At 42.1% G+C, this 15,781-nt stretch carries 15 protein-coding genes; 12 read left to right on the forward strand and 3 right to left on the reverse strand.

Annotated features, from left to right (window positions below):
* The first annotated feature begins 365 nt into the window (after nt 1-365).
* From G4V62_RS11745 to G4V62_RS11760, 4 genes are all read left to right on the forward strand, one after another.
* Nucleotides 366-1,577: a sensor histidine kinase gene (locus G4V62_RS11745; RefSeq protein ID WP_165202435.1), complete on the forward strand. Its 1,212-nt coding sequence runs from the start codon at nt 366-368 to the stop codon at nt 1,575-1,577.
* A complete protein-coding gene (locus tag G4V62_RS11750) occupies nt 1,528-2,004 on the forward strand; it encodes a response regulator (protein ID WP_165202437.1) in 477 nt (158 codons plus the stop codon). Before G4V62_RS11745 ends, G4V62_RS11750 begins: the two co-directional genes overlap by 50 nt.
* Nucleotides 2,005-2,018: 14 nt before the next feature.
* Nucleotides 2,019-2,216 (forward strand): response regulator transcription factor, encoded by a 198-nt coding sequence (locus G4V62_RS20615; RefSeq protein ID WP_165202439.1) that lies wholly within the window; start codon nt 2,019-2,021, stop codon nt 2,214-2,216.
* A 396-nt stretch (nt 2,217-2,612) separates the two neighbouring features.
* Nucleotides 2,613-2,795, forward strand: coding sequence for a hypothetical protein (locus G4V62_RS11760; RefSeq protein ID WP_165202441.1), 183 nt, complete (start codon nt 2,613-2,615; stop codon nt 2,793-2,795).
* 407 nt (nt 2,796-3,202) lie between these two features.
* Here the strand turns inward: G4V62_RS11760 and G4V62_RS11765 are convergent, their stop codons facing one another.
* Both G4V62_RS11765 and gltC read right to left on the reverse strand, forming a co-directional pair.
* Nucleotides 3,203-4,543: a C39 family peptidase gene (locus G4V62_RS11765; RefSeq protein WP_165202443.1), complete on the reverse strand. Its 1,341-nt coding sequence runs from the start codon at nt 4,541-4,543 to the stop codon at nt 3,203-3,205.
* A 412-nt stretch (nt 4,544-4,955) separates the two neighbouring features.
* On the reverse strand, nt 4,956-5,861 hold the full coding sequence (gene gltC, locus G4V62_RS11770) for a glutamate biosynthesis transcriptional regulator GltC (RefSeq protein ID WP_165202445.1): 906 nt from the start codon (nt 5,859-5,861) through the stop codon (nt 4,956-4,958).
* A gap of 174 nt (nt 5,862-6,035) precedes the next feature.
* Here gltC and gdhA point away from each other — a divergent pair, with 174 nt between their 5' ends.
* From gdhA to G4V62_RS11790, 4 genes are all read left to right on the forward strand, one after another.
* Nucleotides 6,036-7,418 carry an NADP-specific glutamate dehydrogenase gene (gene gdhA / locus G4V62_RS11775; protein ID WP_165202447.1) on the forward strand — a complete coding sequence of 461 codons (1,383 nt, stop codon included), beginning with the start codon at nt 6,036-6,038 and terminating at the stop codon, nt 7,416-7,418.
* A gap of 261 nt (nt 7,419-7,679) precedes the next feature.
* Nucleotides 7,680-7,985: a mannitol dehydrogenase family protein gene (locus tag G4V62_RS20850; RefSeq protein WP_165202501.1), complete on the forward strand. Its 306-nt coding sequence runs from the start codon at nt 7,680-7,682 to the stop codon at nt 7,983-7,985.
* On the forward strand, nt 7,982-8,149 hold the full coding sequence (locus tag G4V62_RS11785; RefSeq protein ID WP_165202449.1) for a hypothetical protein: 168 nt from the start codon (nt 7,982-7,984) through the stop codon (nt 8,147-8,149). Before G4V62_RS20850 ends, G4V62_RS11785 begins: the two co-directional genes overlap by 4 nt.
* A 107-nt stretch (nt 8,150-8,256) precedes the next feature.
* Nucleotides 8,257-8,640, forward strand: a complete 384-nt coding sequence (locus G4V62_RS11790) for an HIT family protein (protein WP_165202451.1) — start codon at nt 8,257-8,259, stop codon at nt 8,638-8,640.
* Between the two features lie 166 nt (nt 8,641-8,806).
* On the opposite strand, the gene G4V62_RS11795 is transcribed toward G4V62_RS11790, so the two are convergent.
* Nucleotides 8,807-9,697 (reverse strand): ROK family protein, encoded by an 891-nt coding sequence (locus tag G4V62_RS11795; protein ID WP_165202453.1) that lies wholly within the window; start codon nt 9,695-9,697, stop codon nt 8,807-8,809.
* 455 nt (nt 9,698-10,152) lie between these two features.
* Here G4V62_RS11795 and G4V62_RS11800 point away from each other — a divergent pair, with 455 nt between their 5' ends.
* The 4 genes from G4V62_RS11800 to G4V62_RS11815 all read left to right on the forward strand — a co-directional run bounded on the left by G4V62_RS11800 (nt 10,153) and on the right by G4V62_RS11815 (nt 15,750).
* A complete protein-coding gene (locus tag G4V62_RS11800) occupies nt 10,153-11,220 on the forward strand; it encodes a glycosyltransferase family protein (RefSeq protein WP_165202455.1) in 1,068 nt (355 codons plus the stop codon).
* Between the two features lie 523 nt (nt 11,221-11,743).
* Complete coding sequence (locus G4V62_RS11805; RefSeq protein ID WP_165202457.1) at nt 11,744-12,058, forward strand: ArsR/SmtB family transcription factor; 315 nt, start codon at nt 11,744-11,746, stop codon at nt 12,056-12,058.
* A gap of 247 nt (nt 12,059-12,305) precedes the next feature.
* Nucleotides 12,306-13,178 (forward strand): phytanoyl-CoA dioxygenase family protein, encoded by an 873-nt coding sequence (locus G4V62_RS11810; protein ID WP_165202459.1) that lies wholly within the window; start codon nt 12,306-12,308, stop codon nt 13,176-13,178.
* Nucleotides 13,179-13,437: 259 nt separating this feature from the next.
* The gene (locus G4V62_RS11815; RefSeq protein WP_165202461.1) at nt 13,438-15,750 is read left to right on the forward strand and encodes a glycoside hydrolase family 95 protein; all 2,313 of its coding nucleotides are present in this window, start codon (nt 13,438-13,440) and stop codon (nt 15,748-15,750) included.
* The last annotated feature ends 31 nt before the right edge of the window (nt 15,751-15,781 follow it).

Here is a 15,781-nt window from a genome sequence, read left to right on the forward strand (position 1 = left end):
AAACGATGTCATAAGTGAGGCGGTGAGGGAATATACGTGTCGTAGTCATTTGCCTTGAGCTTATTCATCTTTATTAAGATTATATCTCACGAGTGGCAAAAGTATGCCGAGATGTAAAAGGGAGTTTAAAAATGAGTCCATGTCAGACATTTTTTATGATGGTGACAGGCACGTATATATTCCTTTTCTGAAAAAGCAGCGTAATGGGAAACGTCCTTTTTTATGAATGATCCAGTTTAAGGAGTCTATGAGACTATCTCATAAAAAGGAGACTTTTTTGACTCAAGATTTACCATTCCTACTTGTAGGGTTAGGACGAACATACTAGTATGATTACTAACTCTGTTTTTAGGTGGTTTATCCCTATGGAAAAACAGCATTCGCGAGTGATCGATACGATTTTGTTTGTGTCGCTCTTTTTTTTAACACTAGCACTCTTTTATAATCCTCCTGAACACCAACTTATTATGGGAGGAGCTGCTTTTTTATTTTCAATTATTCAATTTGTCCGTTATCGTCTTTTAAAGCTTGAGATTTCTACGTTTTTAGGGGGAGCGCTTTTATCCATTCAATGGGGTCTGGCTGTTTTAATTCAAGTGATTGACGGTACCTTCTTACCACAAATTTTCTTTTTTATTTTAATCGCAGAACTGGCTTTTACCGTACCGCAACATGTAAGTTTATCGTTTGCCATTTGGTGTTACGGAAGCTTTGTTTTTGGTGTGGCTGTTCATCATCAGTTTCCACCCTTTGAAAAGATCAATTTTGTCGTCCCACGGATACTGGAATATGCTTTAATCTGGGGATTTAGTTACATTGCAAAAACGGTGATTGACCAGCGCAATCAGTTGGATCATGCGTATGGTAAATTAAAAGAAAATGCTATGAAATTGGAAGAGAAAACGTTGTTGGAGGAGCGGATGCGTTTATCGCGTGATGTCCATGATACCGTTGGTCATACGTTAACGGCGGCCATCTTTGGTATTGAAACGAGTAAACAGAAGTTCAGCCAAAACGATCATGAACAAGGGATCAAGCATTTGGGACATGTTCAAGAGCAAATGAGAGCAAGTTTACAGCAGATTCGCCAGTACATTCATACGTTGTACGAGCAAAAGTCATTTTTACACTTTGAAAATAGCTTGCGACAATTGTTGAAAGATACAGAGGAGTCTTCGGGAGTTGAAATTGATGCGGCCATCTACGATATTCCTCCTTTGACGCCTGCTCAGGAGTTAACTGTTTACCGTGCGCTTCAAGAAGGGTTGACAAATGGGATTAAGCACGGAAAAAGCCGTTCATTTCAATTCGTTTTAAGAGGTGTCAATGAAAACCTCCACTTTCAACTAGACAATGATGGTACTTCTCCTGCCCGGATCCAATATGGTTTTGGTTTATCAACGATGGAAGAGCGTATACAAGCTCTTTGCGGGAAGCTTCAGCTGCAAATCAGACCGACCGGTGGGATGAGACTTTCTTTTTCGCTGCCTCTGACTGAGGAACAGTCCTATAGGAAGGAGGGTGAACATGCCTGTGACAAAAATCCTCATTGCAGACGATCAACCAATGATTCTTGATGGATTAAAAGCGATCATAGCCTCACAGCAAGGAATGGACGTTGTTGGCATGGCTAAAACTGGTGATGAAGCACTGCAGCTCGCTCAGACGTGTCATCCAGACGTCATTCTGCTCGATATTTATATGCCAGGATGTACCGGGATGGAGGCGCTTGTACAAATGAAGCAGCTGCTCCCTCATACACCAGTCTTATTAATGACATCTTTTTCGCAGGATGCGCTCATGCTAAAAGCCATAGAGTATGGCGCAACTGGGTTTTTATTAAAGGAGTGGGAACGAAGCGCATTATCCAAGCGATTGATGATGCGCAAAATGGGCAGATGGTTCTCCCGCAATCAGCCGGAAAAGTGCTATCGCAAAAACTGTTACATTATGCTGTCGAAGATCATGACCCCATTTTCGACAAAATTCCTTGGAATAAGCTAGATGTCGAATTTTCTGTGCGCGAAAAGCAAGTACTGACATTGTTATATGACGGTTATAAAAATGAAGAGATTGCCAAGCAGCTATTTTTATCGTTAGGCACCGTGAAAAACTATATTAGTGGCATATATAAAGTGATCGGAGTCAAAAATCGTACAGAAGCCATTCTTTTTCTTAAAAAGGCGGCAGAAAAAAGCATGTTTACGAAGTTATAGTGGAATATTGAATAAAAGAAAAGTCATGATGGTCAATGGACAACATAAGGTCGATGTAGTTTAAGCATATAGATAAGCGATCGGTCAAAGCGCTGATTGCTTGCAGTGGACAGCATTTCTTTAGGATAAAACATTAGATGACAAGAAAGTGAATATTTAGACATTGGGGTGAAATGCTGATACAACTTCTTCTAAAAGTTGGTTTTGTTTTCGTTATGTCTGCGAAGTTTTTTCACGCTAATGATAAGGAAGAGTTTTTCTCTTTTTTCTCCATATCAGTGCCGTCCGTCTTTACTAAGATGTAACATGATCGAAATAAAAAAGCCGTCGCGAAAAAGCGCAAATCATGATAGAGTAGAGACAGGATCAGAGATGGGGAAAGGAGAGAGAAGACCCGTGAATGGACCTGTAGCTAGACAGATGAAAGAAGCGTATCTTGCTGAGGAGGAGTCTCTGCATGAGCTTCAATTGCGAGAACTCGAAGGAACGGAATGTGGGCTCGATGCATTGCACACTTACGAACAATTTGTCGTTTCTGTTACTGAAGACGACGGAAATCAGGGCTCCATTGATGAATAAGTCGAAAATTGTCTCTCTTTTATATATGTTGTACGGTTTTTGAGCCAAAGTCTACAAAGACTTTGGCTCAGCCTGTTGACAAACGCTTTCATCCGTCGCCTGCCGCCTCGCTCGTTCTCTCATGAACTAAAAGTTCTATTCGAGTCCTACGCTTGACTTCACGCCTAGTCTGACAAGCGTTTTCAAGCCAGGCTGAGTCTAGAGAGTGTTGACAAACGCTTTCGTCCGTCGCCTGCCGCCTCGCTCGTTCTCTCATGAACTAAAAGTTCTATTCGAGTCCTATGCATGGCTTCGCGCCTAGTCTGACAAGCGTTCAATCCAGGTTGAAATTAAAAGTGACGATTGTAAGCGGATGCAAATACATGCTACTTTAGCCAAAGTCTACAAAGACTTTGGCTTTTTACGATTTATAAAATGGTGATGGCCTGTTTGCCAAATTGCTCCCAGCCTTTTTTAAAGCCTTCTTTATTTGCTTCACTTGTTTTGCCGAACGGCTCATTAAAATACACTTTGTCGTGATCATAGCCCGTAATGATCGCTGCATGCTCGCGGTAAGTGATTTGAATAGGGCCAGATGAGGTGTTCCAAGTCAACCATTCTGAAGAAGGTAGAGGGGCAAAGGTTGTAGAAATGATGACCCATACAGGTCTGCCCATCGAAAGCTGATATTCCACAACCTCCCAGTCACTTCCCGTTAAATCAGCAACACGTCCAGGTGCATACTGATTCGCCAGCTCAGCAACTGGTTTGTGATATACGCCGAGACCGGGCTTCGTTAAGGAATACATATCTCCGACAAACCCATCGTTCGGATGACCATGAATTGTTTTTCCTTCCTCATCGACAGTGGTCGCTGGAATGGTGCGCACTTCTTGTGCAAGTGAAAGCTTGTCGACATCCGAGCCACCCCATTGGAGCATCATTGCTAGACTAGTCACTTCGCAGCCTCGTGGAAGCTCAGGGTATTGATGGATGAGGGGAACATCGTCTATTTGTGCACTTGGTGCTGTCTGATCTCCGGAAACGAAGATTGGATTCCCAGTTTTATGTAAAATGACAGCGCCTGCATAATGAGTAGCTAAGCTGTACGCCTCTGTAAAGTCAGTAAAAGAATAGAGTAGGGTGTCATTTTGCAATACAGCGTATGTGTCTTTGGTCGTGTCAAAAACAGCAGTCCCTTCCGCATCAACGACCGTCGCTTGTGCCTGATTCGCTTCAGCTAGTGCCATTTTAAGTGATTCAAAGTATTGAACCTGTTGGTTTGCCAGCTGAACTCGATATGGCTTTTTGTCAATAAAGCTCTTTTGATAACTTGTGAACTCTTTTTCTAACAAAGGGTCGCTGAGAGACAGAAGGTTACCATACACATAGATTGGCTCGCCGAAAGAGGTCAAAACTGCTCGCAACGGTACGTATGAAATGCCATCAATCAAACGATAGTGCAATTGCTTCTCTTTATTTTTGCTAAGTGTCAAGTTATTCAGCTTTAATTCAGCCGTTTGACTGTCCCAATGCAGTGAAACATCATAGATTTGAGCGAGGAGACGTGAAGGTACATATGTGACACCCTCCAGTCGAATGGGGGTTCCTGCAATATTTTCAGGCTGAAAAAGCTCTTTTTGTTGACCGATCCAACTACTCCCGATCATTAAGACAGTTGATGATGAAGGCTTATTTATTGATACACTTGTGAAAAAAGCCGCGATTAAAAGTAAGATAAACATGGCTCCGGAAATCATGATACGCATAAGAACGCTCCTTAACTATTGGTCCTAATGATCACCGTCGTTTAAGAATACCTTCTATAATGATCATATAGTATTATCATCGGGAAAAGGGAGCGAACTGTTTAACGGTTTATGAACATTAGCTTGATGCGTGTTCAAAAAAGCCTGTTCAATCATAGATCATCTCTGCAATATCACGATTGAGCCAAGAGTAGAAATAAATAATTTTAAGTTAGAGCAACTGAAAAGAATTGCACTACCATTTGAAAAATAATCAACAACGGAGCTGAGCTAGAGGGTTCCAGAAAGTGAGGAGGAGTGCTTGTCTTAACCACTCTGTGCAACATTTAAATTAAATATTTGTCTTTTGCTTTTCATTTGCATAGAATAAAGTTCATGATGAAAACTGAATAGGTAGCAGTTTTTCATTTAGTTAGTTGTTAAAATAGTTGAGTCGTGAAAAGAACTCTTGTAAAAATTCATAAAAGAGTTCTTCTGTTGGAAGCAGTTTTCTTTGCGTTGGTGTGATGACGCCGACGGTTCTTGTAAGATTTTCATCATCTAAAGGGATTCGAACCGTTGAGCGTGGGATATTGTCAACGAGTGTTACTTCGGGCATCAGCGCGACCCCAAGGCCGGCAGAAACAAGACCTTTCAAAGCATCAGTATCATCACCTTCAAAGCCTACACTTGGGGAGAATCCTAGAGAAAGGCAGGCTTTCTCAACGATCTCTCGAAATACGAAGCCTTTAGGGAGTGTAACAAATTGTTCGTCTTTAAGCTCTAAAAGCTTTAACGATTTTTTCTGTGCTAAAGAGTGATGGATCGGTAAAAGCGCCACAATATTTTCGGTAAAAAGCACTTTGCGGTGAATTTTTTTCTCATCTTTTGGCAGAGGACCTAATAAGGCAAGGTTATATTCCCCCTTGATGACCCCGTCAATTAATTCATCATAGAGCGCCTGCTTTAAATGAAATTTAGCTTCAGGATAATGCATACGAAATGCATGAATGACTGTTGGTAATATATAGGCGGCGAGACTGATTGGGAACGCAACGCGAATCGTCCCCTTTTTAGGATCCAAGTGTTCCTCAACTTCACGCTTGGCATCATCGATGACGTTCATCGCTTGCGCCATACGTTCATAGAAAATTTTTCCAATAGGTGTTAATTTCACCCTCCGTTTTTCACGGATAAACAGATCTACCCCTAGTTCACTTTCCAAATTTGCAATTTGCCTGCTCACTGACGATTGCGCGACATGCAGCGCATCAGCGGCCTCGGTAACATGCTCTCTCATCGCGACTTCCATAAAATATCGAATTTGGCGAAGCTCCATTTTATAGCTCTCCTTGACTTCATGCGTTTAACGCATGAACTTTATCGATTCTTTATATTGATTAGATGCTTTAATAAATTATAAGATATATTTTAATAGGAGTTTTAACAATTTTTATGAGTAATTACTTATTATATATGAATTTTTATAAATGACATATAAGGGAATGACATGATGAAAACAATTGAGAAAATGGAACAGACTCATTTGCAAGAAGCACAAGCTTACGTTCAGCAAGCCTACGAGGCGGTTCAAAAGCGAAACCCCAACCATGTAGAGTTTCAGCAAGCTGTCAAAGAAGTATTCGACTCTTTAGTGCCTGTATTTGCAAAACATCCTCACTATATGAAGCAAGCTATTCTTGAAAGATTGTCTGAGCCTGAACGATTGATTTCCTTTAGAGTACCATGGGTTGATGATGAAGGAAACATTCATGTCAACCGTGGCTTCCGTGTCCAGTTTAACAGCGCCATCGGACCTTATAAAGGCGGTTTACGTTTTCATCCATCGGTGAATGAAAGCATTATTAAATTCCTCGGGTTTGAGCAAATTTTTAAGAATTCCTTAACTGGGCAGCCAATTGGTGGCGGTAAAGGTGGATCTGATTTTGATCCTAAAGGAAAGTCAGATAGTGAAATTATGCGCTTTTGCCAAAGCTTTATGTCTGAGTTGAGTCAACATATCGGTCCAGATCTTGATGTCCCTGCCGGAGATATCGGTGTAGGCGCACGAGAAGTGGGCTATATGTTTGGTCAGTATAAAAAAATGCGCGGTGGCTATGAGGCTGGTGTTCTGACAGGAAAAGGTCTTGAGTATGGCGGAAGCCTCGTTCGTAAAGAAGCGACCGGCTACGGTGTTGTTTATTTTGTTGATGAAATGATGAAAGATAAAGGGCTCAGCCTGCAAGGGAGCACAGTCGTCGTATCAGGTTCTGGAAATGTGTCAATTTATGCGATTGAAAAAGTGACTGAACTAGGTGGAAAGGTTGTCGCTTGCAGTGATTCGGGAGGCTATGTATATGACAGTAAAGGGATTAATGTTGACACTGTGAAACGCTTAAAAGAGGTTGAGCAAAAGCGCATGAGTGAGTATGTGCAAGAGCATCCACATGCAGAATACTATGAGGGATGTTCTAACATTTGGTCAATACCTTGTGACATCGCTCTTCCGTGTGCTACGCAAAACGAAATTGACGAGTATTCTGCCAACCTGCTGATTTCCAACGGCGTTAAAGCGGTTGGTGAAGGGGCAAATATGCCGTCAACGCTGGAAGCTATTGACGTTTTTCTAGAAAGCAATGTTCTTTTTGCACCTGCGAAGGCAGCAAATGCGGGTGGTGTTGCGGTTTCGGCTTTGGAAATGGCCCAAAACAGCCAGCGACTCTCTTGGACGTTTGAGGAAGTCGATGCAAAGCTCAAAGCCATTATGAAAAATATATATCAAGATTCTATTTCGGCATCTGAAGATTATGGTACATCTGGAAACCTTGTTGTAGGAGCAAATATTGCTGGCTTTAAAAAAGTAGCCGATGCCATGATTGCTCAAGGTTTAATTTAATTTGTAGCTTCGAGATTTGCTAGACGGTTCCCCCGTACCAACAACATCATTATTACTTGATCCTTAAGCAGAGCTTTGGCCTTTTTCGCCATTGCTCTGTTTTTTCTTGTTTCATTGTTGTCACTTCTGTCACATGTTAAATCGTGTCAGGGGTGGTTATGACACAATCGCATGATCAATCGATTGAGTCTGTAGGTGATCTTATCCTGAGCTTAATATTTGAATGATGTATATATTTTAGGGGGAAGGGAGTTCATAGTCATGTCAGAGCAAAAAGGATTGCGGGCAAAAGTGCATCGCTTTGGTAGCTTTTTAAGTGGAATGATTATGCAGAACATCGGTGCTTTTATTGCCTGGGGTATTATTTCAGCATCATTTTACCGTCCCGGACATGATCAATACGTTCAAAAAATTGTTGAGCGGTTTCTAAATCCGTATGTGTCTGACGACGTCACTCACGTTGCCCGTGGTCCTATGAGAAAGCTTGGACCAAATGTTCGTCTCATCCGTCCTGCTCAAATGTATATCAAAAAACAGGGAACATTCCGCATCACCTCGCCCGAGTGATTGCCAGTGCTTTACAGTATAAAAACGATAATGATCCTGAAGCGGAGAAGTTACAAGAAACAATTGAACGAAAAGGATACGAAGCTGCGCTCATTGAAGTCTCGCAGCTTGCAGCAGGGGATCCATTAATAACTGCAGTGACTGGGGCACTCTCTCAATCGTAAACAAATATACTTTACGCGTTTGCTGTCGGGAAGTCCTGTGTGTGAAGGAATTTCCGGCAGCTTCATTGTATATAGGAGATATAACTCGTTTCAAGGGGGAGTGAAGGATGGAAGAATGTCCACTTTGTCAACTGAATCTAGTAGAACAACAGCAAGTGATTGTCAAAAACGAACGGTGTATTTTTCTGCAAATGCCCCAAGACGTTTTAATCGGTTCCGGGCTTATTGTTCCGATACAGCATCGGGAGACCGTTTTTGACCTTACGCCAGAAGAGTGGCAAGCGACATATTCATTATTACATGAAGTGAAGGCAATGTTAGATCAATCTTATTCCCCGGACGGATACAACGTTGGCTGGAATTGCTATCCTGTCGGAGGACAGAACATTATGCATGCGCATTTACACGTCATTCCTCGGTTTAACGATGAACCTTTTTCTGGTAAAGGGATCAGACACTGGTTAAAAAAGAAGGAAAATCAAAGACAATGAACGTCATTGTCAGAAATAGAGGGCTTGCTTAGTCAAATTCGCAACTTTCTAAAGTGACGATTACCCAAGCAGCCCCTACTTCAAGCCATCTATAAAGGGGCGTGTGGATAGTCACAAACGCTTCTGGTACAAAATGAAACATTGTGTTGGGGTGGAGATGTCCATCTTAATAAGCAGCGACGCCTTGCCTCTTGCGAAAATGATAGACGGCTCCAACCATTCCCGCATGATTACCAGAAGAAGCGAGTGTGAGTGGCGTGTCCCACTCCGGAGTCATTTGCAACATCGCTTCATGGACTTCGCGCTGAAAAACCGCCCCACGCTTCGTCACGCCACCGCCAATGACAACCATTTCCGGATTTAAAATCGCATGGATGGTATGAATACCAATGGCCAAATGTTTTAAAAAGTGTTTGACGTGCTTTTTAACTGAAGGGTGACCTTGATCATACAGCCGAAAAACATGCTCACCGTCTACAACATGCGGAGCTGAAGGGTCATCAACGACAGCTTTTACTAATGCACTGATTGAAGCACTGTCTTCAAATCTTCTACCGTGCACATCCATGTATCCCCATTCTCCAGCGCTAAATGAGTGACCTCTGTATAATGCTCCATCTAAAAAAAGCGCGCCTCCAATCCCTGTTCCTAGTGTCAATGCGACAAAATTCATTGTATTTTGACAACCGCCAATCCATTTTTCTGCGAGCGCGACACAGTTCACATCGTTATCGACCTCAACGGGAAGATTCGTATGTTTCTCTAAAACGTTTTTAAGGTTGGTGCCAGCATAATTTGGAATGGTTGGACCAGCTTTAAAAACTACGCCATTTTCTATATCAACCTGCCCAGCTGTACTCACAGCCACCCCCTTGATTCCCTTAGACTCAGATAGATATAAATCTGCTAAACGGCACAATTCATTAAGAATGCCTGCGCCTCCACGGTGCGCCTGAGTGGGCGTCTTATCCGCGCCAATCACAGCACCTGCAGCGTTGATCAAACCGGATTTAATGTCTGTTCCCCCGATGTCAAAAGCTAAATACAGGTCTTGCATGAAACAAAACCTCCTTTTAATAAACGTCCAATTAGATTAATAAAAAGTATACCAATCATGGTAGCTTCTTACAATCGTGACCCATTAGAACAGTCGGGTAAATAAAGGTGAGCAGTATGATGATCAACTGACGAGGATAGACTTAAAGAGACATCAATTTGTTACAAAACATTTGCATTCTCCAATTGTCGTTCGATTGCCCGTTAATGAATTTTGGTCATGGCAAACCTATTCGGCTGTTTTGTGAAGCAAATCTTCGAGGGAGTAACGCCAGGGAAGTATTTTTACTATAGCGATCTAGATCGAATACGTTAACATAGGGTTCGGTCTTAAACGAACATAGCTTTTATATTGATTTAACAATTCATTAAGTTTGCACCAAGATGGGAACGTATGTTTTTGTCGTGCTAGACTGTATGCAATTATAAGTCTTTATGATGGGGTGGGAGGAAACGATGAGTAAAATACATATTGTTTATTACATCTCCGATGAAGGAGCCAGTCATATGGCGAGAAGCGCTGTCGTTGCTGAAGAATTGCTGTTAGCAATGCCTAACTTGCATATTACGTTCGTTCATCGCTCAATGATTCGCTATTTAAAGAGGCGATTTTTCAAATGGAAGGACCGTGTAGCTTTCAGATCGCTTCCCTTCCATTTAAATTACGTATATGAGAAAAATCATTTTACAATAGATCAAGTGAAAATGGCCGAACATTTCGATATATACAAACTGAATTGGTCTATGATGCATGCTGAAGAAACAGCTTTCTTAAAAGAGTTGAAACCGCACTTAGTTTTAAGTGATATAGAGGCAGTTGCTTTCTCGGCAGCAGATGAGGCAGGCGTTTATTCAATCGGAATGTCCCATGTAACATGGCATTCAGTGATGACAGAGGTCCTTATGAAAAAAGCTACGTTTTTAAGGGATGCTTATGAGAAAATGGACGTGTGGATCGCTCTTCCAGGAGGAAATGAACCTTCTTGGGGGAACGACAAAAAATTCGACTTAGGGTGGTTTGCGACTCCGACGCATCTGCAGAGGGTACGTAAATTACGTAGGCGATGGAAATTGTTTGGTCAATCAACAAAATTGATTTTCATTGATTTTGGTGATCAAAGCAATCATTGGTCAATTCCCGAAACATGGGTAAGCGAGAGCACAATGTTCATCGTATCTTCTGGATTAATGACAGGTAGCCCATATGTTATTCCTGTTCCTCGTTTTGAGCCAAACCCACAAGATTATCTTGCTGCAGCCGACTGGATGATCGCACGGCCGAATTGGTCTTTGGTTGCAAACGCCGTACTGTCTAATACGCCTGTCCGTTTAGTCGGTCACAGCGAACGGTATGAAGAGCGTCAGTTGTGTGCAAATATCGAAAGAAACCAATTTGGGGAAACCCACTTAATCAATCATCTGAAAGATATCCAGCGATTGCCTCTTTCTCAACCTTTACGGACGACGGCTCATGTAGAAAACGAGTTGCCTAAGCTCATTTCTATATTACTATCCTTTGTGTGAATTAAAATGTATGAGAGAAAAACTTCTACCTATGCTGTAAGAGAGCTCTAATCCGTCGTTATTCGGCTCGTTCTCCGTTTGATTTTGGTCTTCGTTAGCTTCGTACTCAGTATGTCGAACATTGTTAAGCCAACAGTTCTGAAAAAAAGAGAAGTTTTTAGGATGATTGGAGAAACGAACTTTTTTTAGATTGTTAGTTACTTCAAGTTTTACCTGAAAAAACCGATAAGAAGAATAAGCTTCGGTTGTTATGCTTCTCTTCCTCATTTTTATGTAGAAATAGGTAGGAATGAAAAACTAGCAATAAATAAAAAAAACTAGATTTTTCTATACAAGGGAAGATATACTAATAAGGGTTGAGTTCATAGAAACGACCGTTAGGAAGAATAAACAATTCAAGATGATGCAAAATATTGGTAGATTATAGCGTGAATTGATCCCTTACATAAATACGTGTCGTTCAGAAAGATAAAGAGTTCAATCATAAGTAAAATGCTTGTATTAAGTGAAGAGGTGTGATCGAATGAAGTCCAACAGCAAGGCCGTGGATGATTTTAAGCATACGACCTCATTCCTAGCAGCATTAGGAGATCCGATCCGCCTGCAAATCATTAGATTTCTCGGACAAAAAGGTCAAAGCAACGTAAAAGACATTGCTGAACAATTTGATTTAAGCAGACCGGCCATTTCACATCATCTAAAAATACTAAAGATGGCGGCAGCGGTGGATAGCCGAAAAGCAGGTCAAGAGGTTTATTATTGGCTCCAAAGAGAGCACGTCGTTTCCACATTACAGCAAATTGCTGAAGATACATCCCAAATGCGTAACGGTCAATAGCACAAAGAATATGAAAAACACAAAACGGGGCAGTCTTATCCAAAGCGGAGAGACTGCTCATTTATTATGTAATGCTGAAAAAGAGAGCACTTAATGAGGCGATTGAGGTTGAAAAAATTATCAACTGATGAAACTCTAGTCGGAATAAATGATCAAGAACCGAAAAATCGTCTAAAGACATCATTAACACGCAATGGTAAATTAAACTAAATATTCTAATTTATCGAAAAGGTGGTTGGTGACAAATATGGTTGAAAAGCCAGGTGAGGGTTTAACAAAGGAGCAGGTAGATTTTTATCAGCGGGAAGGGTATCTCGTGTTACCGTCTCTGTTATCAGCTGAGGAGCTCAATCCAACAAAAGAGGCAATGAATGATAAAGTATCAATGATTGCAAATGAATTATTTAAAGACGGGCTCATTAAAGACCGTCTAATCGATCGTCCATTTGAACGTCGGCTTGCAGAGTTATTTAAAGATTTAACAGAGAAGGATTTCTTGAAGTATGGTGTAAGTTGGCGTGATCGCCACCCTGGCTATTTTCATTTAATGAGCCATCCGAAAATACTTGATGTTGTTGAGTCTTTGATTGGGGGAGAAATTTTTTCCAATCCACTTTACAATACGAGACCGAAAATACCGAAAGTAGCTGCTGGAGCTGTTCCTTGGCATCAAGATAAATCATATTGGCCAGGTGCGAAGTCAAATCCAGTGATTACAGTTTGGATACCGATTGTCGATGCCAACGAAATAAATGGTTGTTTGCATATTAAACCAAAAACGCATCGAAAGAGACTTCTTGAGTGGCATCGTGAACAAGATACTGGGGCCGGTTATACTGCTCTTCGGGAAAACCAACTTGGGAACACGCCAAGTGTCGTGTTGCCAGTCAAAGCGGGAAGCGCCATTGTATTTAACGATCGTTGTCTTCATATGTCGACACCAAATCATTCTGAAGAAGTACGCTGGAGCGTTGATTTACGTTATCAGCCAACGGATCAAGACCCAATGACAGATCGAGGAATAGGGTTTCTAGCGAGAAGTCGAAAGCATACTGAACGAGTCGCAACGCTGGAAGACTGGTTGGCCAATCGGCCCGAACATCTAGATGAATCATCGTAGAAGATTACAATTTTTATTGTACTTGGGTTGTTTTATTAAAGGCATCCAAGTACAATTTTTGTCTGCAATGATGGAAGGGGAGCATTAACGCACCGGAGTATACAGTGTGGTTTATCAATAAAATGATTTGTTTATTTTCGTGTGTATATGAAGGTTTTTACGAAAAATAACGAATGTTAAGTAAATTAAATTTAGTGTAAGTGGTTCAATTGTTTTGGTGAAATAAACAAGATAAATCATTGAAGGGGAGGCGATATGCATGGACAGGCATGTATTATGGTATGATCGTCCATCCACACTGGCGGGACTCAGCCGTAAGGAAAGTTGGGATAGGGCTCTGCCTATCGGGAATGGCCGTTTAGGTGCAATGGTATTTGGAGATCATCCTGTGGAGCGTTTGCAAGTAAACGAAGAGTCGATTTGGGCTGGACCGCCCGTTCCGGAAAATCAGCCGCAAGCACGTGAAGCAATTGAGGAGGCGAGAGCTCTTTTATTTGCTGGCAAGCATGAAGAAGCGGAGCAGATCGTTCAGTCTCAAGTGTTGCATCCCCATACGAGACCGAGAAGTTATCAGCCTTTTGGTGACTTGTACTTACGTCCATTAGGTGACCTTGCAATTGAACAATATAGGCGAGAGCTTAATCTGGATACGGCCATTGCTGAAGTATTTTACGTCCAAAAAGGAGTGCGCCATAAACGGGAAGTATTTTCAAGTGCTGTAGATCAAGTGCTAGTGACGCACTGTGAAAGTGAACAGTCAGGAACGTTACATACTAAAATTGAACTGTCGCGTGACGATCAAATCCACCTTTCTGAATGTAGAGGCGACGCACTTTTGCTCGAAGGTCAGGCGCAGCATGAAGGAACTCATTTAGGCGTTCATTTTTGTGGTGTTGTCAGGGTAAAGACTGATGGGGAGTTACAGGCAGACAAAGGGAGCTTCATCATCCGTGATGCATCATATATAACACTTTATTTGGCGGTCCGAACGGACTACAATTTAGCTAATCCGTATGAACCACTTCAGGAAGATTTAGTGGCTTGCTGCGAAAAAGACCTTGAGCAGGCGATGGTGAAATCGTATGACAAGTTGAAAAAAGATCATATGACGGCTCATCAGAAATTGTTTCGCCGTGTGAATCTGCAACTAGGCACTGCTGAATATGAGCCATATGCTTTACATCCAACTGATCAGCGATTAGCGGCTTTCCGACAAGGTCACGACGATCATCACTTGATTTCTCTTTACTTTCAATATGGTCGCTACTTGCTCATTTCGTCCAGTCGTCCGGGAGGATTGCCGGCGAATTTACAAGGCATTTGGAACGAGGATATGCAAGCCATTTGGGATAGTGACTTTCATTTAAATATTAACTTACAGATGAATTACTGGCCTGCACAGTTGACGAATTTGGCGGAATGTCAGTTGCCTTACTTTACTTTGCTAGAAAATATGATTGAACATGGAAAAGAAACGGCACGTGTCGTTTACGGATGCCGAGGGTTTGTCGCGCATTATACGACGGATGCGTGGCTGCACACTGCCCCGTTAGGTGAAATTCCTTATGGGATGTGGCCGATGAGTGCTGGTTGGTGTGCACGTGATTTTATGGAATATTATCGGTTTAATGGTGACCATGCGTTTTTACAAGCCCATGCATATCCGATGTTAAAAGAAGCTGCGACCTTTTTTCTGGACTGGTTAGTGCAGCATCCGGATACGGGGGAGTGGGTTTCTGGACCGTCAATCTCACCAGAAAATCGTTTTTATTCAACTGCTGGCAATGCAGTAGCACTATGTATGGCGCCTGCTATGGATCAACAAATCATTTGGGAGACATTTTCTAATGTGCTGGAAGCAGCCGATGTGTTAGAGGTTGAAGATGAGGTCTTCCTCCAACAGGTAAAAGATGTGCAGAGCAAACTAGCATTGCCGGAGATTGGAGAAGATGGACGTCTAATGGAGTGGTGTGAGTCTTATGAGGAGGTTGAGCCGGGTCATCGGCATATTTCTCATTTGTATGCCGTTCATCCAGGGAATCAATATACATTTAGAACGGCACCAGCGATGATGGATGCTGCGAAAAAGTCGCTTTCCTACCGTTTGCAGCATGGCGGTGGTCATACTGGATGGAGTCGCGCGTGGATGATTAACTTTTGGGCACGCTTTAAAGACGGTGAACAGTCGTATAAACACATTTGTCATTTATTACAGCAATCGACACTTGATAATTTATTTGATACGCATCCGCCTTTTCAAATTGACGGAAACTTTGGAGCAACAGCGGGGGTTGCCGAGATGCTGCTGCAAAGTCACGATGGCAAGATTGAGCTGCTTCCTGCACTTCCGCGAATATGGGCTGAAGGCGCTGTTCATGGATTGAAAGCACGTGGTGGCTTTGAAGTCGCGATGACATGGGAAAAGGGCGCGTTAACAAAATCGACTGTCTATTCGCTGCATGGTGGGGAGTGCCGGCTATCCTATCAAGGACAAGACATTGTGCTGATGACAGAGGCTCGTAAGCAGTATGATGTTATTTGGACAGGCAATACACTTCTCTTAAACAAGTAGATTGACGAGAGATATATTGATTGATGTGGGT

It is taken from the genome of Litoribacterium kuwaitense, from assembly GCF_011058155.1.
Classification (GTDB): Bacteria; Bacillota; Bacilli; order Bacillales; family DSM-28697; genus Litoribacterium; species Litoribacterium kuwaitense.